The sequence below is a fragment of the Mycoplasma aquilae ATCC BAA-1896 genome, from assembly GCF_048074525.1.
Lineage (GTDB): Bacteria > Bacillota_I > Bacilli_A > Mycoplasmatales > Metamycoplasmataceae > Mycoplasmopsis > Mycoplasmopsis aquilae.
This window is the reverse complement of sequence record NZ_CP182208.1, coordinates 418,640-442,286: the sequence shown is the minus strand read 5'-3', so window position 1 is coordinate 442,286 and position 23,647 is coordinate 418,640. Positions and strand designations below refer to the sequence as shown.

Sequence of the window (23,647 nt, the reverse complement as noted above, 5' to 3'; positions counted from 1 at the left end):
ATTTAATTTCTTAACACTTAAAACTCCGAAACTCAGGAGCAAAAAAATACTCAGCAACCATCTGGAATCCAAAATTTAAACAGTGAAATAATTGCATACTTCCTTATTAGTTACGTAGTTTCTTTCTCAGGAACATACATTGCAACAATGCTAATAAAAGCATTCATTCATAATACATATCCAAAACTTAGCTAAATAGAATTTATATTTGTGTGCCTATTATAGGTACACTTTTTTTTGATACTATCCAAAATCTTGTGTAAATTTAAAATTACCCAAAAAAGGGTAAAAAGAAAAGATAAGTTACCTTATAATTTTTTTGAACAAGAAAGGAACTTATCTATGAATAATTTTAAACTATTAAACCAAGATTTTATTAAAAACTTTTCTAAAAGTATAAATAGTATTGATGACTTTATGAAACTAATGCTTGAACAATACAAAAACGATATTCAACATATATTAAACGAACTATTAAAAGATGGATTAACTGAATTTCTTAAATACGAGAAATACAAAAGAGCAGATACTGATAATTATAGAAATGGGTACTACACAAGAAAATTATTATTAGAAATCGGAGAAATTGAACTAAATATTCCTAGAGATAGAAATGGGGATTTCAATAATAAACTAATTAAAAATATCAAAGAACACAAGAAGAAGTGACAAAATTAGTCAAAATTTTATTTAAAAGGGAATGGATTATTCAGATATTATCGATGTCACGACTGATTTATTTGGAAAGCAGTTATCTAAACAATCTATAACAAATATAACTGATAAATTTTTGGTAAATGTTGAAGAATTTAAGAAAAGACAACTTAAAAAGAATATAAAGTTGTCTACTTGGATGCAACATTTTTGAGCATTAAACGTGGTACATATAGCAAAGAAGCTGTTTATATAGCACTCGGTATAAGCCTTGAAGGAAATAAAGAGGTACTAGCTTTTGATATTAATCCTAATGAAAGCGCAAACAACTGAGATGAAATACTTCAAGATATAAAGAATCGTGGTGTTGAGAACGTCGAACTTTTTGTTACTGATGGATTAGCCGGAATTAAAGATGTAATCTTCAAAAACTTTCCATCTACTAAATTTCAAAGATGTTGAACGCATATATCTCGTAATATATCTACAAAAGTGAAACCATCAGATAATTTTGAAATTATCCAAGACTTAAAATTAATTTACAATCAAACCGATGAAGAACAAGCTATTCAAAAATTCAATTCATTTTTAAATAAGTGAAACAAGAAATACCCAAACATTACAAGAGGACTCCTTAAAATTGCGGATGATTTATTTGCGTTCTATTCTTTTCCTTATGCAATACGAAAATCAATATATACGACTAACTTAATAGAAGCATTAAATTCACAAATAAAAAGACAATTAAAGGGTAAAAACAATTCTCCACAGTAGAAGCTGCGGAGAAAATACTTGTTGCAATGTTTGAAGAGTACAATTTTAAGAATTCTCAATACAAACATTGTGGGTTTAAAAACATTTAATAAATTATGTATAATTTGTATACCATAAGAATTATAAAACTTATCTTTACAAATTTACACAAAATTATTTATAGTATCTTTTTTTTATAAAAAACCAGGATTGCTCCTGATTTAACTTTTTGTTTCCATAAAATAATATTGTGAAGCTTCTGAAGAAATTTGTTCACTAATTGGGCTTAGAGCTTTATGTTCAATAATTCCATTGTTCTTTCAAGCCTTAATAATAATTGGATTATGTTTTTCTTTTTCGATATTATTTAATAAATTATCGATTTCAGCTTCATTATTTTGATTTAAAGCTGTTTTAATTAAGTTTAATTTTTCTTCAGCTTGATCTAAGTATTCACGATCTTCATCACTTAAAGTAGAATTGCTACTAAACTTATTAATTAATTCTTGTAATTCGCTAGCAAAGATTTCAAGCTTATCACTTTGATTTGAAACATCAACTATTTTATAGATGTCAATTACATTTTTGTCTTGACCATCTACTACATCAGCAAAATAGTTACGTAATACTAATTGATAATCAATTTCCTGAGTAGGTACATAGTTAATGTAATTGAAGTTAGTTAAGTTACCTCAACCTTCAATATTTTCCTCATCAGAGATATCAATAAAAGCTATTTTGCGACCTAGGTACAAGGCTAAAGCATCTTTTTTGTCTTCTTCTTGTGCTATAAATTCTTGAATTTGTTCTTTATTACTTGCTACAATAGCACTTAATATAGCATCTTCGCTAGAAGGAGATTCTAAAGTCATATTTTTAGCTTCTGAATCATTTAAAAAGGCTAAGAATTGTTCTAATAATGCATCTTTTGACTCAATAAAATAAGATTGTAACATGCTAGGAGCAATGTTGATTTTAGCATCATAATTTTCTATCTCTTCATCTCTTTGCGCTTGCATATGAGCATACTTTTCAAATCATGATTTATTTTGAGGCAATGATAAGTTAATTAAATCACTATATTTAGTTATCAATTCATTTACTTGATTTTCCTCAATTGGCTGACTTAATAAACTAGGATCTCATAGATGTTTAAAAGCGCCTTGCTCTTGGATTTTCTTTCAAACTTGAGCAGTGACATTTTCGCTAAATTGAACTTTTGCTGTTTTATTATAGTTATCTAATGAAATTTGATCTTTCCCAATTTCTCAGTAAGCATTCAAATTGCTATAAATGCTTTGGCCAAGAATTTGTAAATATAAAGAATTTTCACGTTCATTATTGGCTGAAGAAAGCATAATTCCATCAACTAATAATAAATTTTGCTTAGGTTTAATCACTCTGATATCGCCATCATGGCTAATTCCTAATGCTTCTTCTTTTTCACTTGCGGGATAGTTATCAGATCCATAGTAAGCATCAATTGCATCACCATTATACATAATGGCAGCTGTAATATCAGGGCGTTTTGGATTAATTAGCTGATTTAAAAGCTCTAATCCATCACCTTCAAATGAAATATGACGATTATTTCGAACATCATAACCAGTACCATCTTTAATTAATTGCTTAAATGAATCAATTAAAATTTTATAAGTATCTGATTTAACATCACCAGTAAATTTGCTTGAAGTTCTTTCTCCGTCAGGTAAAAGTCAATATGAAGATCCATAAAGCATATTATCACGCATAGCGTCTGTAATGATAAAAGAATTAAACCCATTAGCATGTACAGCTTTTAATACGTTAATAAATGAATTATAAGCTTCTTTATTGTTAAAATCTTGTTCTTTAATTCATGAAGTAGCAATACCAGATAGCTGATCTGTTTCATCTTCACGATTTGCTGGTGCAATTGGATTTTTACGGGTGTTATAAGCCACTACAGCGTCTTGAGAATAATATGGGAAAAAGTATTCTCATAATTCGCCTTTATTAGCTTGTGCTAGTTCATCATTATAGTGTGCTAAATGATTTCAAATTTCATCCCGTAAAAATAAACGAACTATATTTTTAGTTTTTTGATAATTATTTTTTAAACTAGGGTCATTGAATAGAATTGAATAATCAATTTTACTAATTAAACCTTTTTTAGCAAGCTGAGCAGCTAGGAAATCAGTTCCTACTCCAGCTGCAGCTTTATGGTTTATTAGTGCATTATTAAATTCACTAATTTCACTAAACTGTGTATATGTAAAGTGCTCTCTCAAAATATCTTGATTGTCTTCTGACATATATGATTTAAAGTTATAAAATGCTGGTTTGTATTGGTGAGTAGCTTTATAAGCTAATGCACTACCTACAACTGCCCCTGTAACCAGTAGGCTGGAACAAATAAGTAAATTACGATAAAGTTTTCTCATTACTTTTTATTCTTCTTAACTAAGGTGTAAATGATATTAGCAACTATTGTAATAAATAAAATAATAGTTCCTAAAACAAGTCCTCAAGGTTCAAATGAACCTTCATATAATTTAGTTCCAAGTGTAGGTGAGTTAGACACAGTACGTGTAATAATAAAGTCATCAAAACTAAGTACAGAAGAAACCACTACTGCCATAATGATTGACGGAATCATATAAATGAAATATGTTCTAAATCATGATCTAATTTTTGAATATCCGAGGTCTTGACTTGCCTCAAATAAGTTATTATTAAATTTTTCGCTTCTAGGTAGCATTAAAGAAATTCCATATGGTATTGCCATTACGGTATGAGCAACGATAACACGAGCAAATCCTTCATTATCAGTTTGTACCACCCCGAAGAAAGCACCAAAGACTAAAACAAGTCCTATTGCAGTAATGTTATCAGGGTTAATAAGAGGAACATTCGAACTAGCTGTAACAAATCCACGTACAGTTTTATTTTTTTGACGATATAAAGCATAAACTGTAACTAGCGAAATAACACAAACTAAGAATGAAACAATAATTGCTAACAAAATTGAGTTTACTAATGCTGAAATTCTATCATTGTCAAATAAATGAATTCAGTTTTCTACAGTTCCTTTAGTTCAAGTTGTGTTAAATAAACCTTTTGGAGTAGCTTCGTTGAATGTGAAAATTGCTCCAAAAAAGAGAGGAATATAAACTATTGCCAGAATTAAGTAAATGTAACTTTTTCTTAAAAATGAGCTAATTTTACTCATAGTGTGCTCCTTTCTTAAGTTTAAAAATTAACTTAGGTATAAAGAGCATTAATGCATAAATTGAAATAAATACTAAAGAAACAACAATAACTAAAGAAGAACCAGCTGACAGGTCAAATTTATTTCCTGGGTTAATCTTTGAGTTAATAATATCTCCAATTAATTGGTGTTGCGATCCATCTGGTAGCAATTTAGCTGAAATAATAAAGGTAGTTGCACTGGCTAAGAAAATCATAGCCAAACCAGATAAAATCGCTTTAGTTCCATAAGGAATAATAACTTTGAAAATTGTTTGCACATTATTGTATCCAAGGTCATTACTTGCTTCAACAATGTTTTTAGGCATGTCTTTAAATACTGTATATAAAGGCATAATCATTAAAGGTAAGTTTAAATAAGTTAGTCCAAATACAATAAACATCTCATTATTTAAACTTTTTGGATCTGAAGCAAAAATTGCCAAAAATAAAGCTTTAATTGAATAAACTCTTGCAATGGTAAAAATAGCCATCGGAGAAAGGATTAAGCTTAAAGCATAAATCCGAAAAACTTTAGATTTAGAGGTTGAAATAAAATAAGCATACGGAAAGCCTATAATTAGGCAAAAGATAGCAGAAACTAGTCCAATTCAAAGGCTACGCCCCATAATTCTTCAAGTGTTTTTACTTGTTACTAGTTCCCATGAATTAAAGTTATCTCCTGTAACCGAAAAGGCAGAATAAATAATCATAATTAATGGCAAAATAATAAGTAAAATAGCCACTAAAATATATGGGATAGCTAAATAAAGCTTACGATTTAGAGCAAGTTTATCTTTAATTTTGGAAATCATTATTTGAATAATCTCACTTCGGATCTTTTTTCATCAAGTGAATTGAATCTATGGTTCAACTCATATAAACTTTTTCATCTAAATCGAACTTTTTAGCTGTTTCAACATAAATATATTCATCTTCAGCAATTTCCACTTTTAAGTAGTAATAAGAACCACGATATGAAATATCAACGATTTTTCCTGCAATTTTGTCTTTTGTTGTTGATGGGTTGGCGTTAATATCAATATCTTCTGGACGAATTAAAGCATCTAACATTTCGTTTGGAGCAAACTCATCCATTTCATGAATAGTTTTAAATTCTTTACCAAGGAGTTTAATTTTTCCATTTTTAGGGTTGAATTTAGCGTTAAAAATATTTGAATCACCAATAAATTTAGCTACTCAAATATTTACTGGGTAGTCATAAATATTTTTTGGTGTGTCATATTGTTCAATTCTTCCATCACGCATAACTGCAATTCGATCTGAAAGTTCTAATGCCTCATCTTGGTCATGAGTAACAAAAATAAAGGTTAGTCCTAATTCTTGCTGTACGCTTCTTAAAAGTACTTGCATTTTTTTTCTAATTTTAGCATCTAGTGCTGATAAAGGTTCATCAAGTAATAAAATTTCAGGTTCGATAACTAGAGATCTAGCTAGTGCTACTCTTTGTTTCATACCACCTGAAAGTGCACTAATGGGTTTAGTAGCATTGCCACTAAGTCCAACTAAGTCAATCATTTGAGCAATTTTGCTATTCATTTCATCTTTGGTCATCTTACGTTTGAAATAACGATTTTTAAAGGCTTCAGATTTTTGATTTACATAGTTTTCTCAATATGAGTATTTGAAGTCAGAATCATCAAGTCAATTTTGACGTCTTCTGTATTGATATGTTCCAGGTTTTGTAGATTCCAGTTCAGCTTCATATTTTTCTTGAATCTTGTCAAGTTGAGCCATTTTTGCTTCTGAAAGCGCTGTTCATTGAGCTAATTTCTTTTGGTATAAAGCATTATATTTATCATTAATTACTTCACGAGGAACTCTTTTAAGTTTAAGTCCATATGCAATATTACCTTCAACATTTAAATGTGGAAATAAAGCATAATCTTGGAAAATTGTTGATACATTTCTTTTATATGGTTCTAAGTCTTTAATGTCATAACCATCGAACTTAATTTCACCACGAGTAGCTCATTCAAAGCCACCAATTAGTCTTAAAATTGTGGTTTTACCTGATCCAGAAGGCCCAAGTAAAGTAACAAATTCGCCACGCTTAATTTGTAAATTAATACTGTGTAAAACAGTTTTGTCTTGGAATTCTTTAACAACATCAATTAATTCAATAACTGGTTGTTCTTCTTTATTGATTTTTTTCTTTGCCATTTTGTGTCTCCTTTCATAATTTTAAAAATCAATTATGCTTACAGGGAGACAGTATCATATAAATTTTCAGAGTATTCTTCAACTAAGTATTGTGCACTTGAATATTCAATATCATTAAAAACTCTAAAGATATTTTTGATCTGAAGAATTTGAATTAACATTGCTTTATTTTTCATATTGACTATTTTACTAAAAGATAACAAAAAAACAGCAAAATTTTACAATTTCTTATGTTGTAAATTCTGCTGTTTTATAGGTTTAAAAGTTAATTAATAAATAAGATTAAATTGAGGGTATTTAATATCTGGCATTGTAGCGAACTTTTCTTCAAACAGATTGATATCTTTATTAGTCAACTTAGCTTCATTTTTTTCCATTGCTTCAAGAGTTTCTTGTGGGTTAACTGCCTTAGTTGGATCTGATTGTGAGAAGTATATACATAAAGGATCTAATGTTATTGCTCCCTCAGGTGAAACATAAATTTTTAATATTGTGCTTTTAAATGAAACATATAGAACTTTATATCCTGGTTTTTTCTCAGAATCTTGTAATTTTGAAAAAGTCAAGTGTTTAACTAGAATATTTGGCTTTACGTTATTACGATTATATGTAAAGTGCTTGTGAATAGCCTCATTGCTAGCTGAAAATTCATTTTTAACATTAGCAGCTCAGTGTAAATATCTTGGAGAATGAACTGCATGTGTATTTGATTCTTTTTCAAATGTCAATAATCCATAATCATAAAACTTGGTAGTAAAGTTATATAAGTATTTTAAATAAGGTAGTAAATTTAAGGATAATATCTCTTCGTTTTGTTGCAATAATTGATTAATTTGAGCTTGTTTAGCTGAAGTTTGTTCTGCAGTTAAAGAATCATTAGCTAATTCAGCTTTAAGCGCAAAGATACTTTTAGCATTCGTTTGTAGAGATTGATTTATTTCATTATATGCTTTTATATCAAAATTTTGATAAGCTTGTTCTTGTTGAGAAGAAAAATGAACATTATATTTAGCTAATTCAGCTTTTACTTCTGTTGCAAAGTGTTCTTTTGCTAATCTTAAGCTTGTTTGAGTTCCAGATCCATCACATGCTGCTGCCACAAAAGGCATGCTAGCTAATGGTAAAATACTTAATGAAAAGAGAAATTTAAATTTTTTCATGCTATTTAACATCTATTGCTGAATATTGCAATAGAATACCTCCATAATAATCTTTGTATAAAACTTCCTCAGTTTGAGTTTTATTTGAATTATCTAAGTCAAAAGAAGCAAATAAAGAAACATATTTATTTAAATTAAAAATTGTATCTTTATTACTTGCACTGAGTAGTTTTGGGAATGTTTTGATGTAACTAAAAACACTAGCTTTAGCAGTAACTTCTTTAGTTTCGTCATCTATTTGTTTGCTAATATCAATTTGTAAAATAAAACCATCTTTATTTAATAAATAATAATGCACATCATTTGAGTTTGCTTCTACTTGTTTAACAAACTGTGTAAATATATTTGATTTAATATTTGAGAAAATTGAATAAATTAACTTATTTTCATGGTCTCTTAAACTAAATGAAGATTCAGATTCATTATTATCACGAGTAAAAGTGCTATTTTGCATAAAAATAAAACGATTGATATTAAATAAAGTTCACAATCAATTAGTTTCATTAGCTTGATCAATAACTTTATCAGCTTGTTTTACTGGGTAAGGATATGCTCGTGATGTCATTCAAAAGAATTCACCTGGCTCTTCATATGAAGAAGACTGACGAGTAATAACATTAGCATATTTGAGTGCTGTTGATAACTGTTTTAAATAATCATTATGTAACAAAGCTTCTTGAGAAGCAATATATTTTTCTTTTGCTTCAGCATTTGTGCCATACACTTCATTAAGAAGTGATTCAATTGCAGCTTGTTTTAAAAACATTTTTCAACGCAATGTTAAGTCATCTTCAAACTTAATACCATCATTTATTTTAGCATTAATGTCTTTATTTGATTCTTGCTTAGACAGCATACTTGTTGTAGCTTTTTGCTGTTTATTGCTAATGGCAGAAATGCTAGGAGCAAGAATTGCACAACCTGCTGTTAAAGCAAAAAAACTAGTTAGCATTATTTTCAGTGACTTTTTCATTTTGCTCCTTTCCAAATGGGAATACAAAAGCTGGATAACCATATCTTTGCTTTACTGGCATATCTTCTTGATATTGTTTAAGACCTGATTCATAGTCATGAATAAATCCACTATGAATAGTTTGAGAAATTAAGTTAAGTGAAATTGTTTTAGCTTGTGCAGCTCCAAAATAAATTCCAACAAAGCTTAAATCTACTTGTGAAATATTGCTTGAAATATTTCTAATCATAATGCGGAAAACTAATTTATCTTTTTTGATATAGTAAGCATCATTATCTCCTATTTCAGAAGACTCATCACCTAATTTAATATCGTCTAGATAGCTATCTTTGAAATTTAATGTAGTAAAAGGTTTTTGTTTATTAGCATTATTAATATATTCATCCGTAAGCATTTTTTTCTTGCTTGTAGGTTCATAAGGATTAAATGCCATTGATACAAAATCTCAATCAAACTTATCTAAATTATTTAAAATAAAATATCAATTTTGATTAATTAACTCTTTATACTGTGCTAAATAATCAAGAGCAGAGATGGCTGGTTTATTATTTTTTGCTTCATCAATTTGACTTTGTAATGATTTGATTTCATCTAAGGTTTCTTGATAACGTTTTTTATCACCTCTTAAGAAAACTAGCATAGAATTTAATCGATTGATTTTTGCTTCTAGCTCACCAATATTGATGCTTTTATAGATCTTTTTATATTCTGATGCTATTTCGGTAAACTTAGCTAAAATAGTACCCTGATCTTGTTGTTGTTTTAGTAGATAAATTTCTTTTGCATTTTGTGCTTCTGGGGTATTTTTGTACACTAATGAAAGTAATTGATTCATAATTTTTTGATGACTTAAGGCTTCTGCAGATGTTGCTGCTGGAGAAGTGTCTTTATCATAATCAATATATGCATTTAACTTAGTTCCTTGCTCATAATTGCTGCATGAAACTGTTGCAAATCCTAATGGAGCAAAGCCTAATATAGTTAAAATTTTTCATTTAGTTTTCATCAATTTCCCCTCATGTGTATCTTAAAATTTGCATTTTACTTTTATTTAATTCCATAAAAGCTTTATAAAATATCGTAGAATAATTATTTTCATTATATAGTTGAATTAAGTTTGCATCATTATGCTTTAAGTATACTTGTGCAGCTGTTTGTTCATCATTTGGCTCACCAGTTTTAACTGCATAATCTATATCAGATTGAATGATGGATTGATATGCAGTTTTAAAGGCTTGTACAAAGGCATTAATAGTACCATCAATATCATTATTTAAAACTAAAAAAACATCTGGGATTATTAAAATAGCTTTTTTTATAATTTCTTGTTTCTCATTCTTTATAATTTTGTTATATGTGAAATAAGGAATAAAACGATTTTGATCCAGTACCAAGAAGTTTAAATATTTACTTATATAAACATCTTTGATTTTTGCAGGCAGTTCAAAACTTTGAATTTTCATTATTTTAGCATCATTAAGTGTTAACGAGTATGAACCATATTTTTCCGCTACATAGTCAAATAATTCTTGAGTACTGCGAGGAATTACTTGTTGCTTCTCTTCATTTTTTTCAGTTGATAAAGTACTATTTTGATTAGAAGTTGAATCTATTCCAGTTAAATTTTTGTAATCAGCATCAAATGGATTAAAAACATAGGTATTGTGAGATAAGTGATCTAAGTATCAATATCAATTAATACTTAAAACATTAACAATTGAATTAATTGAATTTTTGACTTGTCCGGCTAAAGTACTTGGTGATTTTTCAAGCACTTTTACATTTGAAATATTGGCATAAATCATTGCTGATTTTAATTCTGTGTAAATTGCTGCTGGAATATTTTGCTGAGTTTTTAAATATAAATCTTGTTCCTGTATATTGCTATTAAGTGTTTTTAGTATTTCGTTTAATTTAATTTGGTTTTGGCTTAAAGGCTTAATTTCTTTAAGTTTAATATCATCATCATTTAGTTTATCTTGTTTGCTGCAAGCTACCATAGTAACTGAGCATGGTAAAGAACCTAGGGATAATCATAGTAACTTATTTTTTAATAACTTTTTCATAAAAGATATCTTCCAATGGTTGTTTTTTAATCCCTGAAGAAACAATTTTTCCATGATGTATTAATGTATAAGAATCAACATATTTGTCAATTTCACTCAAAACGTGTGAAGAAATAAAAATACTTTTTCCTTCTTTATGTAAGTCTTCAAGTAAGCTAAATAATTGATATCTAGCAGTTGGGTCTAAGTTAGCAGCTGGCTCATCTAGAATAATTAAGTCAGGATCATTAATTAAAGCTTGAATTAATAAAACCTTTTTCTTTTGCCCAGATGAGAAAGCATATGGTTTTGACTTAGCAAGTGAGCTAATTTCAAACTTTTCAAGTAACATATTTATTTTATCCTTAGCTTGTGCTTTTGGCATTCCTGACAGTAAGGCTAAGGAATATAAATATTCTCAAGTAGTTAATTCTTTAGGGAAAATTGCATTTTCAGGCACATATCCTAACTTAGCTTTGGATTCAGGTTTTCTTGCATTAATACCGTTGATTAAAATTTCTCCATCATATTTATCATAAGAACCAATAATAGATTTAATTGTTGTAGTCTTACCAGCACCATTTTCACCAATAAAGGCATGAAATGAACCTTGCGGTACTGCAAAATTAAGATTAAAGATTCCACGAGCTTCATGTTTATCTTGATAAACTTTGCTTAAGTTTTTTACTTCTAAAATATCCATTATCTATAGTCCTTTCTAATGTATAGTACATTGTTAATTAAGATGAAGATAAATCCAAGAGCAATTCAAATGCCAATGAATCCATATTTATTAATAATTTGTTTATCACGACTTACTTGATACATTTGATCAAGTGATTGGAATAAATAATTATTTGATTTTTTCAAGTCATATCTAATCACAACTTGATTGTCTTTTACTTCTTGTTTTGTACTGTAGCTTGCATATCCACCAATGCTATAGGTATATCCTCCAATTTGAAACTCATAGCTTTTTGGAGTGTAATCACTTGTTTTGCTGTTGTATAAAATTGCATTACCTAAATTAGTATTATTGTAGTTAAAATAAATGAAGTATAACATTGCACTTAATAAATAAACTTCTTTTTCAGTTTTTGACTTAATAATTTTTTTGGTTATGGCTTCATCATTAAGCACTGTCACATTAGCATCATCTAGCTTATTAAGCATTGAGTTTTCATCATCAATTTCAGCTTGAAGCTTATTATTAATTAATCCAGCAATTAATGAATAATCATTTGCTTCGGCTTCTTTATAGTTTTCGTCATTTAAGATTTCACGCACAAATTTTTGCCCGTATGCATTAAATACTCTTGAATTAAGTAATTCTTTTAAGTATTTTCATTCAAGTTTTCCAACTAATGTATCACCGATTGTATTACTGTAAGAATCTTCAGGGAAAGTTATATTAAAATCATTCGCACCATTTCTTACATAAATAATATTAGTATTAGTAAAAAGTCCGGTTAAATCAGGATTAACTTGATTTTTTAAAGCTCCTGGGATTAAATACACATCCTTTTTAATTTGTTTTTTATTAATATCTGATATTGAAATTTGATATTTAGGCATACTTGCATCAGTTTTAAGTGCATAACTATATGCAGGTGAATCTAAATGGTTGTAGTAAATATAATTATCTAGATTACTACTTACGTTACTTGCAAAACTATCAAATATATTTTTGTTTTCTATATTAAAGATGTCAACTAATTGATATGGCATAATTAATCATGAATATGCTTGTCATTCCTTAGCTGAAGCTTTTGAAAAATTATATGCTTGTTTAATATAATTTGCTTGGTTAGCACTAAAGGTATTAGCATCATAACCATTTGGCATGATATAAAAACTATCTTGATCATTATTTAGATAAAACATTTCAATGTCAGCCTTATTACCAGCAGGCTGTAAATTACGTGGCGCATTTAAATAAAATGCTAAATTGTTACTTGTAGCTGTTGATTGAGAAGCAATTACACTCCCTCCAATTACAAGAGGTGTAAAAGCTACCATTGGTACAGCTAAAGCTATTTTTCCATTTAGCTTATATCCAATAATTGAAGCAATCATTCCAAACATAATGTAGCTTAAGAAAAATACTACAAATGATAGTAAGGTATATGCTACTAAATAAACATAATGCATTCCTAATCCTATAAATAGGTTAGAAAGTAGCATAGTTAAACCTCAGTAAGCTCCAAATATTATAAAAATACTAAATTTTCCTAAAAAGATTGATTTTCTAGAAATAGGTTTTGAATAAGTTAATAATTCAACTCCTTCTTCTTCTAAATCCTTATATATATGTAGTGACTTCATACTTGCATAAAAGATTGTAATTAATAATTCTGCAAAAACTATTGCATAAATCACAAAATTGCTTTTAAGATCATTTAATTGTAATGTCGCAAAAATGATGCTTAGAATAATAGCAATTCCCATTCAAACAATAGGAACTATAAAGGTGGATTTCTTTTTTAATACAATTTTATGCAAGAATGAAATATAACTAGCGGTTGTTTTCATTTCTTCTCCTTATTTATTAGTCTTATATTACTGTTTGGTAATTCATATATAATATTGTAGTACAAAATTACTAAACAGTAATAAAAAAAATAAGAAAAAATACAGCCTATTTCAGCTGTATTTGTATTTTATGGTTGAACTATTTCGTACTTTTCTTTTGAATCAAAAGCATTTTGTGCTATTTGAACTGTACTTGGTACTTTTAATGTTACTTTATTGACTTCGTATAACTTAACAAAAGCATTTGAGCCTATAATTTCTATTTTTGGTGCTATAAATTCTTGAATACCTGAATTATAGAATGCGCCTAATGTACCAACATAAGGTTCAGTATTACCATCTTCTATGGTTGTTAATTTATTAAATGTGGCTTTTTTCAATGTTGCAACTTTTCAGAATGCTCTATTTGGTAAAGTTTCTATTGCATTCATTTCTACTTCAGTGATTTTAGTATTAGCAAACACATCACTGCCTAATGTTGTTAATTTATTAGCAGTAACTTTGCCAGAAGTTTTTGTATTACTTAATGCATAACTTCCTATTGCAGTAACTTTAGGTAAGTTTAATTCACCTTCTAATAAAGAACTTTCGAATGCATAATCTCCAATTGTTTCTAGATTTTCAAAATTAAATTTCTTTATTTTTGAAGATTGGAATGCATATGCTTTTATCGTTGTTACTTTAGGAATACTAATTTGATTTAAAGATGATTTGGCAAAAGCATATTTTCCTATAGTTGTTAATTCAGGTGCATTAAATTCTTGAATACCTGAATTATAGAATGCGCCTAATGTGCCAACATAAGGTTCAGCATCACCATCTTCTATGGTTGTTAATTTATTAAATGTGGCTTTTTTCAATGTTGCAGCTTTTCAAAATGCACTATTTGGTAAAGTTTCTATTGCATTCATTTCTACTTCAGTGATTTTAGTATTAGCAAACACATCACTGCCTAATGTTGTTAATTTATTAGCAGTAACTTTGCCAGAAATTTTTGTATTTTTAAATGCATTCGACATCATGCTTTTTATGGTACTAAAGTCAAAAGTTTTCAATGGCGTACCCGCGAATGTAGAATTACCAATCCTTTCTAATTTAGGAGTAACTACTTTATCTAATTTACTAAAGTTTTCAAAAACCCCATTATTGCTATTTGTATCAATAGATAACATATTATTAGCTGTAAATTCTTCTAAAGTATCTTTTGAGCCAATAAATGTTTCTCTTGCTTCCAATGATGAAAGTCCAACATTAGCTTTTCTTAAAGCAACATTTTGTAATGCATCATAAGAAATTTCACGCAATTTAGGCGCATTTAGTTCACTAATCTTTGTATTGCTTAATGCACCAGATTTTATTGTTTCTGCATTATCAAGGTTAATTTCTTTAATTGCAGTATTAGCTAGCGCGTAGTTTCCAAGTGTAATCAATTTAGTTGATGTGAGATTTTTAATTGCTGTATTAGCTAGTGCATAATCTTCAATAGTTTCTAATACAGGGAAATTATATTCGGTAATGTTTTTGTTTTTATAGAATGCATATGAACCTAATGATTTTAGTTTTGGAGCTTCAAATGTTACTAAATCACTAGCTGCACTAAAGGCTCCAACTTCGTAACTACCAGAAGTAATGGTTTCAAGCGCTTCGAATTTAGCTGATGTAATCTTTTTCATACCTCTAAATGCATCAGCAGGTAATTTGACTAAAGCCTTCATTTCAATTGTTTGTAGGTTATCATTTTGTATAAATGAATCTGGATCTATTCGTGTAACCTTATTTGCTACTAGATTAATAATATTATTGTGTCTAAAGGCTTTTTCTCTAATATCTAAAGCTTCTGGAATATCTACATTTGTTATGTTTTCACACAAATCAAAGGCCCCGACCCCTATATATTGTACCTTAGGTAAAGATACAGTAGTTAATGCCTTATTTGTATCGAATGCACCAGCTGATGTTCTTCCATATTCTTCATTAACTTTTCAATCATTAATTCTAAGTAATTTATTAAATGAAATAGATTTAAGTAGTGGATTCATACCAAAAGCACCTGCTTCTAGAGTTTGTAATTCATTCATCTCTACACTGATTAGGTTCTTAGATCCTGCAAAAGCATATTCGCCCATAGAAGTCGCTTTATTAGCCACAACTTCTGTAAGAAGAGAATTAATAAAGGCTCCTGCACCAATTGTTTCTACATTACTAAAATCTAATGATGTAAGTGCTGAATTCTTAAAGGCGTAATTACCAATAGTTTTTAATTTTGGAGCAATAAGTGCTTTAATTTTAGCTTCTTGGAAAGCTCTTTCACCAATATTTTCTAGGTTTGCAGCACTAATTGTTAAATTAGATTGTGAATTATAGAATGCTTTAGCTGAAATGTTTTTCAAGCTAGGAACATTAAGGCTAGTTAAGGTATTTAATTCTTGGAATGCGTTAAGATCATCACTAGCTACATTATCCATAGTTTGAGCACTATTTAATGTAATATCATTAATTACTTTGTTGCGAGCAAAAGCTCCAGCCGGAATGGTTTCTAAAGCTTGTAGTGTTATAGATTTAAGTAAATTGTTTCCAGCAAAAGCATATTTACCTGCTGTAGTTACTTTAGGTAAGTTAAGTGATACTAATTGAGTGTTATAGAAAGCTTTATCACCTACTAAAGCTAATTCAGGAGCTGAAATTACTGCTAATGATGAATTTTCAAAAGCATTAGCTCCAACACTTGTAGCTTTTCCTAGTGTTAAATTAGCAACGCTAGAATTTTTAAAGGCGTTTTCGCCAATAGTTTTTACTTCAGGCAATGCTAAAGTTTTTATTGCTTTACTATTAGCAAATAATCCATCAGGAATATTTTCAAGTACAGGAAGTGTTAAGTTAGTTAAAGCAATATTATTTGCAAATAAACTTGTATTATTTTCACCGGCAGAAATAGTTTTTAAGTTAGCAAATGAAGCACTTCTAAGTCCAGTATCGTTTGCAAATACGTCATTTGGCAATGATGTAACAGAATTAAATTGCACACTAGATAAACTTGGGTTGTTGGCAAATGCTTTAGAACCAATAGTTTTTAATTTTGGAGCGACTAATGTGGTAATTCTAGTATTATCAAAAGCATTGTTGAATATTTCTGTAACTTCAGGCGCAATAATTGTGCTTAATGAAGTTACATCTTTAAAGGCATTAGCAGGAATTGTACTAATGTGACCTAAATTAATGCTCTTAAGTCCATTAAATTTAAATGGCGTACCATTTACTTCTCTTAAGTTAGGAAAAGCAAATGAATAATTAGAACTAGCTGACTTATAAGTATTATCAAAAGCATCAGCTTCCACTTTTCATACTTGTGGTAATACATAGTCACCAGGTTGTAAATTGCTTACGCTAATTAAAACCCCGTTATTAATAGTAAATGTTGCATCATTTACTTCAATAGTTACATTTCCTTTAGCAAAAGGTGCGAAATTATTAAAGTAATTTGTTTCGACATATTGCATTGCTTGTTGCACCATTGAAGGTCTAACCAGCGTTGGATCTTCAATTTTTGCTACATATTCAGTAATTTTAGCTGGATTTACTACTTTTAAGTAATCATAAGCTTCAATTTCTGCTTTATATTGCATTTTTAAATTATTTACATTTGCTTCATTAATTTGGTTTTGAGGTTGAATTGTAGTTAATAAATAAGTTGCAAATTCATCAATCTTATTTTCATTTAATAATTGTAATAAGTGTTCTTTATATTGAACTCTTTCACTGTCTTCAAGTGCTGTAAAACCACTAGTTAATTCATCAAGATACTTGTCATATATTGCACGACTGATATCATTTTTAACTGTTTGGTAATAGGTTAAAACATCAATAAAATCTTTAATTGCAAGCTCTTGGTCAATTTTTTGTTGTAATTGTTCTTTAGCTTGAGGTGTAATTTTAGCATCATTTTGGGCAAAATAAGAGCTGAGTTGTTCTTTAGCAGCTTGTAGATATTTTGCACGGTATTGAGTTAGAATTTCTTCAAGTTTAGCATGTGATTGTTCATAGTCTAAACTTAAATCAATACCATTAATTGCATTAATTAAGTTTAATACTGTAGGTTGATCAAAGAATACTAAACTTGGTAACTTACTTGTTACAAAAATGTTAGTTTCACTTAATAAGTGCATTTGATTTTTACTAAATTTATTAAATTTATCCAAAGTTGGTTCAATAGCTATATTAGCTAGCATATCAAGAGCTTTGGTTTTTAAAATATTAATTCTAGCATCATAGCCATTAATTAATGTTTCCAAACTTCCTTTTGCTTGGGCCAAGTTATCTTTAGAAGCTTCTTGAAGAACTTCTTTAACAAAAGCATTATTACTTGCTTGATCAATTTGACCGATATATTTAGTTATGTTAGTTGCTGAAATATATTCAAATGAATTTGATACTTGATTTTTTGCTCACTCTTGGTATCTTACTAAATCTTTAGTTTGAATTAAACTAAGCATTTGTTGCATTTGTCCTTCAGTTACAAGAGCTGTTTTTAGAATTTCATCTTTAAATTCAACAATATCTTGTTGGCTAAGATATGGGAATTTTTCTTTAGCATCTAGAATTGCATATAAGCTATTAATATTTCTGGCTTCTTGCATCACACTTTGAAATTCTTCAATTTCCTTGTAATTTGTTTTCATTTGAGCTAATTGAGCAAGAAGTCTTTGTTTCATTTCATCACTATATGACGAGAAATGTTGATTAATTTCCTTACTATAGATTTCAAATAATTGATTTGCTACACTAGCTTGAGCTTCTTGTTGCAATTGTTCTAATGTAGTTAAATTGCTTTCTGAGTATTCAGCAATCGCTTTAACTTTGTTGTCTAATGAGTCACGTAAAGCAGCTGTAAATTCACGTGCTTGATTGTCTTTAATAAACTCAAGAATTTCATTTCTTAAATTATTAAAATTTGTTTCTTTCGCAGCTTTTAAAATAGCATCATAAGGTGCTGATTCTAATTCTTTATTAGATTTGATTTGACTAATAAAATTATCATATTGTTGAGAAGTTAATCTTTTTTGCAACTTTTTGATTTCAGAAATATAGGTTGCTTGTTTATCGTCTAATAATTTATTAAAAGCTTTATCACTTTGGGTTTTATATTCATTATAAATATCGAATAAAGTTTTAACTTCATTTGTTTTATCACTATTAGATTGTAACTCCATTTTAATTTCGTTTGATAAATACTTATCAGCTGTAATTGCTTGCTTAATTTGCTCTTTATATCAGTTTTGTAAAGCATTTAAAGCAGCTTGATATTTGCTTAATGAGTTAATGTTTAAATCAACGCTATTATCTAATTGCTTATTAAACACTTTAAAAGTATTATCGTTAACATAAGCAATAAGATCATTAGCTTTGGTTTTAATGTCATTAGCTTTTGCTTTTAGATCATTTAAATATTGATCAACTTTTGTGACACTTGAAGCGCCCATTATAAGTTTTGTGGTTTCTTCTTTGGCTTCAGGGGCCACAAATTCATAAGTTTTATCAACTTTTAATTCATTTAATGCATTATCTTTTGCTTCTTGTACTGGATTAGAACAAGCCACAGCTAGGCTTGAAACTCCAGCCAATGAAGCACCAAGAATAGTTGCACTAATCAGTTTTGTTTTAACTTTCTTTTGCATGTTAATATGCTCCTTTAAAAATTAGTTTTTATTCATTTTTTATCCATTTAAAATTATTTCAAAAAAAAAAAAAAAAAAAAACAAAGGACCTAAAGCCCTACACCATAAGAATAAACATTTTTTCCTGAGTTTCGGAGTTTTAAGGGTCAAAAAAACGAATAGTCCTATATTATGGGGCTATTCGTTTTTTCATACATTAAATTACTTGTACAAATTTTTTAAATATCGTTTCGATTGTTTCATAATCTGAAATATGGTCTGAGTTTTGAGTGTTTTTAATATAAATTTCTTCTTTAACTTCACCATTTACAACTTTCACTACCTTTTCAGCTGATTTTATCGCTGTGATAAGTCTATCATTAGAAAATTTATCAATAACTCCTGTGCTTGCAAGAACTGTATTGATCTTGTGAAGTAGAAATTTTATAATAACAAGAGATATGAAGCACAAAATTAAATGCGCATTAATGTGATCATCAGTTCATACATACATAGGTCTAACTTGAAGTGATGACTTCATTGTTCTAAAGTTTTCTTCTATTTGTCATTGTTTTGCATAAATATTCACCACTTCTTCTGGTGATAAGTCATGTCTTGAAGTTTCATAAATATAAAATCCATCTAATTGACTGTCTTGACTTAATTTTTGGCTATCTAATTCATAAAATGAACTTCCAATTTTCTTAAAGAATCTATATTTTTACCACTGGTTAGCTTGCTTGCTTCAACTAATCCATTTTTGTTTTTTAACTTGTTAAAGTTATCAATTAATATTTGTCTGTCTGCTTTATCTTTTGCTGCTCTTTTTTACTAAATGTAACAATTCTTCTTCTAACTATACCATTAGGTCTTTTTTATTAAAGAGTGAAACAACTTCTTGCTCTTTAAATTTGAATTCTTCATTTCCTTGATAATTACTTTCATCGAGCACGTATTCTTTAAAAGCTTTAGTTCCTGTTTTTAATCTATAAGAAATTACATAATCTATTCCTTTTGCTCTAGAAATCTAAGTGTTTTAGAAGTTGACATTCCTTTATCAGCAATAATGGTTACATTTTTAATTTCGTATGTTTTAAGCATTTCTAAAATAAATGGGATAAATGTGTTTGCGTCTGCTGTATTTCCTTTAAAGGTTTTAAAATGAATTGGAATTCCATTTCCATCTGTTGCCATTCCAACCACCACTTGGTCTTCTTTGAATTTTCCATCTTTTGAATATCCACTGTGTCTTAATCCTGAACGGGAAAAACTTTCAAAATACATTGTTGTTGAGTCATAGAAAACTAATTCAACTTTTCTTGTTGTGTTTTTCATTATTTTTTCATTAACTTTATTTAGAATTGCTTTTTATTTTGATTAACCAGATCTAGTAGTGTATAGTATCCATCTTTACTTGTTTCTGGAGCACCTTCATATTTATACTTATCTTTATGCATTAATATGTAACTTTTCGCATCAATGATTCTGCTAGCAATTGTGTATTTTAAAAGTTTTTCAAGGTCTTTATGTCTTGTTTTTGGCAGGGCATTAAAAATCTCAAATTTATCAATTACACTGTAAAGTGTATTAATACCATAATTCACATTGTATACCTCGGTTTGAGAAGAATTTAATGCAAACATTATGCTTTGCTTAATTTTTTCTTTTGAATCATCAATATTTAAAGTCTCACATACATTTTTAATTACATTTATCGGGTCCGAACATAATGTTTCGAGTTTTTCTAATCTTCCAATTCCAACTTGGTTACTATATCCTTTCCCATATCCATTTGATGTGGCAACTGAAATATATGTGTGATCTTTTCTTTTGTGTTTTATTAGTATGAACTTATCTGACATATTCATATTATAGCACTTTATACAAGTAATACAAGTAGAAAAATAATAAAATTTAGAAGAATTAAAAAGTCCATATATCTTTGATATATGAACGTAAAACTTTTAAAATAATTGTTGTTTTTCAGGCTCAAACTCCGAAACTCAGGAGTTGCACTAATCAGTTTTGTTTTAACTTTCTTTTGCATGTTAATATGCTCCTTTAAAAATTAGTTTTTATTCATTTTTTATCCATTTAAAATTATTTCAAAAAAAAAAAAAACGATACTATAAATAATTTTGTGTAAATTTGTAAAGATAAGTTTTATAATTCTTATGGTATACAAATTATACATAATTTATTAAATGTTTTTAAACCCACAATGTTTGTATTGAGAATTCTTAAAATTGTACTCTTCAAACATTGCAACAAGTATTTTCTCCGCAGCTTCTACTGTGGAGAATTGTTTTTTACCCTTTAATTGTCTTTTTATTTGTGAATTTAATGCTTCTATTAAGTTAGTCGTATATATTGATTTTCGTATTGCATAAGGAAAAGAATAGAACGCAAATAAATCATCCGCAATTTTAAGGAGTCCTCTTGTAATGTTTGGGTATTTCTTGTTTCACTTATTTAAAAATGAATTGAATTTTTGAATAGCTTGTTCTTCATCGGTTTGATTGTAAATTAATTTTAAGTCTTGGATAATTTCAAAATTATCTGATGGTTTCACTTTTGTAGATATATTACGAGATATATGCGTTCAACATCTTTGAAATTTAGTAGATGGAAAGTTTTTGAAGATTACATCTTTAATTCCGGCTAATCCATCAGTAACAAAAAGTTCGACGTTCTCAACACCACGATTCTTTATATCTTGAAGTATTTCATCTCAGTTGTTTGCGCTTTCATTAGGATTAATATCAAAAGCTAGTACCTCTTTATTTCCTTCAAGGCTTATACCGAGTGCTATATAAACAGCTTCTTTGCTATATGTACCACGTTTAATGCTCAAAAATGTTGCATCCAAGTAGACAACTTTATATTCTTTTTTAAGTTGTCTTTTCTTAAATTCTTCAACATTTACCAAAAATTTATCAGTTATATTTGTTATAGATTGTTTAGATAACTGCTTTCCAAATAAATCAGTCGTGACATCGATAATATCTGAATAATCCATTCCCTTTTTAAATAAAATTTTGACTAATTTTGTCACTTCTTCTTGTGTTCTTTGATATTTTTTAATTAGTTTATTATTGAAATCCCCATTTCTATCTCTAGGAATATTTAGTTCAATTTCTCCGATTTCTAATAATAATTTTCTTGTGTAGTACCCATTTCTATAATTATCAGTATCTGCTCTTTTGTATTTCTCGTATTTAAGAAATTCAGTTAATCCATCTTTTAATAGTTCGTTTAATATATGTTGAATATCGTTTTTGTATTGTTCAAGCATTAGTTTCATAAAGTCATCAATACTATTTATACTTTTAGAAAAGTTTTTAATAAAATCTTGGTTTAATAGTTTAAAATTATTCATAGATAAGTTCCTTTCTTGTTCAAAAAAATTATAAGGTAACTTATCTTTTCTTTTTACCCTTTTTTGGGTAATTTTAAATTTACACAAGATTTTGGATAGTATCAAAAAAACAAAGGACCTAAAGCCCTACACCATAAGAATAAACATTTTTTATCTGCAAAAATAATATAAAAAACCACAACTAAAATAAATAGTTGTGGGTAGTGTCATACTTTAAGTATATATATTAGTTGCTTTTTGCTACACGTGGACGAACTACGTGGTAAGGCATTAAAGCAATAAATCTTGCTCTTTTAACTGCGTTTGCTACTTTTCTTTGGTGTTTTGCACATGTACCTGTTGATGATTTAGCTTTGATTTGTCCTGTAGCTGTTACAAATTTGTTTAATAATTCAACATTTTTGTAGTCTACATATTCCATGTGGTTATCACAAAATTCGCATGATTTTCTTCTTCCGAAAGCTTTTTTGTTACGTTTAATGAAAGCCATAATTGTCTCCTTTATTAATCTAAATCATTTCCAAAGTCAAATAAGGCAGAAATGTCTTGTTCAACTTCGTTTGATTTAGCTTCGTTATTATTAATTTCAGTAGTTACATTTGGAGTTTGTTTCTTTTCAACAGATGAATAATCAATGTTTTCATTTCTGGTGTATGTACGTTGATTATTATTTGCTGGTGCATTGTTAAATGTTGGTGTAAAGCTATTATTTGCCACTGATACAGCGTTATTTCTCATATCGCGTACAGCTTTAGATTCAAGTGGCACTACACGATCTACAGTAACATCTAGCGATCTAACTAATTGGTTAGTTTGATTGCTATTGTATGTTGATGAATGTAATGAACCTTCAACTAAAATTAAGGCACCTTTAGGTAAGTTGTTGGCAATAAATTCAGCCGATTGTCTTCACGCTACTAGCGGAATAAAATCAGTGATATCATTGTTATTTCCAAAACTTGGTCTATTTACTGCAAGTGTTAATCTAACATATGCAATATTATTTGAGGTATGTGATAACTCAGGTGTACTGGTTATACGACCAACAAGTGTAATTTTGTTATACATGCTACTCCTTTAAAAATGTA

At 28.6% G+C, this 23,647-nt stretch carries 19 protein-coding genes and 1 pseudogene; 2 read left to right on the top strand and 18 right to left on the bottom strand.

Annotation, left to right across the window (positions count from 1 at the left end; all coding sequences use genetic code 4):
• Nucleotides 1-255: 255 nt before the first annotated feature.
• Nucleotides 256-678: a transposase gene (locus tag ACM0IS_RS01955; protein WP_416755872.1), complete on the top strand. Its 423-nt coding sequence runs from the start codon at nucleotides 256-258 to the stop codon at nucleotides 676-678.
• Nucleotides 679-700: 22 nt separating this feature from the next.
• Nucleotides 701-1,428 (top strand): annotated as a pseudogene (locus tag ACM0IS_RS01950) (IS256 family transposase).
• A gap of 200 nt (nucleotides 1,429-1,628) precedes the next feature.
• Here the strand turns inward: ACM0IS_RS01950 and ACM0IS_RS01945 are convergent.
• From ACM0IS_RS01945 to ACM0IS_RS01860, 18 genes are all read right to left on the bottom strand, one after another.
• Complete coding sequence (locus ACM0IS_RS01945; protein WP_416756621.1) at nucleotides 1,629-3,830, bottom strand: hypothetical protein; 2,202 nt, start codon at nucleotides 3,828-3,830, stop codon at nucleotides 1,629-1,631.
• On the bottom strand, nucleotides 3,830-4,618 hold the full coding sequence (locus ACM0IS_RS01940; protein ID WP_416754966.1) for an ABC transporter permease: 789 nt from the start codon (nucleotides 4,616-4,618) through the stop codon (nucleotides 3,830-3,832). Before ACM0IS_RS01940 ends, ACM0IS_RS01945 begins: the two co-directional genes overlap by 1 nt.
• Nucleotides 4,611-5,450 carry an ABC transporter permease gene (locus ACM0IS_RS01935; RefSeq protein WP_416754965.1) on the bottom strand — a complete coding sequence of 280 codons (840 nt, stop codon included), beginning with the start codon at nucleotides 5,448-5,450 and terminating at the stop codon, nucleotides 4,611-4,613. The genes ACM0IS_RS01940 and ACM0IS_RS01935 overlap by 8 nt, the downstream gene beginning before the upstream one ends.
• Nucleotides 5,434-6,819, bottom strand: coding sequence for an ABC transporter ATP-binding protein (locus tag ACM0IS_RS01930; protein WP_416756620.1), 1,386 nt, complete (start codon nucleotides 6,817-6,819; stop codon nucleotides 5,434-5,436). Before ACM0IS_RS01930 ends, ACM0IS_RS01935 begins: the two co-directional genes overlap by 17 nt.
• A 38-nt stretch (nucleotides 6,820-6,857) precedes the next feature.
• Complete coding sequence (locus ACM0IS_RS01925) at nucleotides 6,858-6,995, bottom strand: hypothetical protein (RefSeq protein WP_416754963.1); 138 nt, start codon at nucleotides 6,993-6,995, stop codon at nucleotides 6,858-6,860.
• A 93-nt stretch (nucleotides 6,996-7,088) separates the two neighbouring features.
• A complete protein-coding gene (locus ACM0IS_RS01920) occupies nucleotides 7,089-7,979 on the bottom strand; it encodes a variable surface lipoprotein (RefSeq protein ID WP_416754962.1) in 891 nt (296 codons plus the stop codon).
• 1 nt (nucleotide 7,980) lies between these two features.
• Nucleotides 7,981-8,952: an aromatic motif membrane protein gene (locus ACM0IS_RS01915; protein WP_416756619.1), complete on the bottom strand. Its 972-nt coding sequence runs from the start codon at nucleotides 8,950-8,952 to the stop codon at nucleotides 7,981-7,983.
• Nucleotides 8,921-9,958, bottom strand: a complete 1,038-nt coding sequence (locus ACM0IS_RS01910) for an aromatic motif membrane protein (RefSeq protein WP_416756618.1) — start codon at nucleotides 9,956-9,958, stop codon at nucleotides 8,921-8,923. Before ACM0IS_RS01910 ends, ACM0IS_RS01915 begins: the two co-directional genes overlap by 32 nt.
• The gene (locus ACM0IS_RS01905) at nucleotides 9,948-11,018 is read right to left on the bottom strand and encodes an aromatic motif membrane protein (RefSeq protein ID WP_416756616.1); all 1,071 of its coding nucleotides are present in this window, start codon (nucleotides 11,016-11,018) and stop codon (nucleotides 9,948-9,950) included. Before ACM0IS_RS01905 ends, ACM0IS_RS01910 begins: the two co-directional genes overlap by 11 nt.
• On the bottom strand, nucleotides 10,996-11,703 hold the full coding sequence (locus tag ACM0IS_RS01900; protein WP_416756651.1) for an ABC transporter ATP-binding protein: 708 nt from the start codon (nucleotides 11,701-11,703) through the stop codon (nucleotides 10,996-10,998). The genes ACM0IS_RS01905 and ACM0IS_RS01900 overlap by 23 nt, the downstream gene beginning before the upstream one ends.
• Nucleotides 11,700-13,529: an ABC transporter permease gene (locus ACM0IS_RS01895; protein WP_416756615.1), complete on the bottom strand. Its 1,830-nt coding sequence runs from the start codon at nucleotides 13,527-13,529 to the stop codon at nucleotides 11,700-11,702. Before ACM0IS_RS01895 ends, ACM0IS_RS01900 begins: the two co-directional genes overlap by 4 nt.
• 128 nt (nucleotides 13,530-13,657) lie before the next feature.
• Nucleotides 13,658-19,201, bottom strand: a complete 5,544-nt coding sequence (locus ACM0IS_RS01890) for a leucine-rich repeat protein (protein WP_416756613.1) — start codon at nucleotides 19,199-19,201, stop codon at nucleotides 13,658-13,660.
• Nucleotides 19,202-19,397: 196 nt separating this feature from the next.
• A complete protein-coding gene (locus tag ACM0IS_RS01885; protein ID WP_416756265.1) occupies nucleotides 19,398-19,769 on the bottom strand; it encodes a transposase in 372 nt (123 codons plus the stop codon).
• A gap of 416 nt (nucleotides 19,770-20,185) precedes the next feature.
• Nucleotides 20,186-20,515 carry a transposase gene (locus ACM0IS_RS01880; protein WP_416756476.1) on the bottom strand — a complete coding sequence of 110 codons (330 nt, stop codon included), beginning with the start codon at nucleotides 20,513-20,515 and terminating at the stop codon, nucleotides 20,186-20,188.
• Between the two features lie 20 nt (nucleotides 20,516-20,535).
• Nucleotides 20,536-21,042: a hypothetical protein gene (locus ACM0IS_RS01875; RefSeq protein WP_416756262.1), complete on the bottom strand. Its 507-nt coding sequence runs from the start codon at nucleotides 21,040-21,042 to the stop codon at nucleotides 20,536-20,538.
• 338 nt (nucleotides 21,043-21,380) lie between these two features.
• Nucleotides 21,381-22,646 (bottom strand): IS256 family transposase, encoded by a 1,266-nt coding sequence (locus ACM0IS_RS01870; protein ID WP_416756612.1) that lies wholly within the window; start codon nucleotides 22,644-22,646, stop codon nucleotides 21,381-21,383.
• A gap of 139 nt (nucleotides 22,647-22,785) precedes the next feature.
• Complete coding sequence (rpsR, locus tag ACM0IS_RS01865; RefSeq protein WP_416742023.1) at nucleotides 22,786-23,049, bottom strand: 30S ribosomal protein S18; 264 nt, start codon at nucleotides 23,047-23,049, stop codon at nucleotides 22,786-22,788.
• A 14-nt stretch (nucleotides 23,050-23,063) separates the two neighbouring features.
• The gene (locus ACM0IS_RS01860; protein WP_416756611.1) at nucleotides 23,064-23,627 is read right to left on the bottom strand and encodes a single-stranded DNA-binding protein; all 564 of its coding nucleotides are present in this window, start codon (nucleotides 23,625-23,627) and stop codon (nucleotides 23,064-23,066) included.
• Nucleotides 23,628-23,647: the final 20 nt, after the last annotated feature.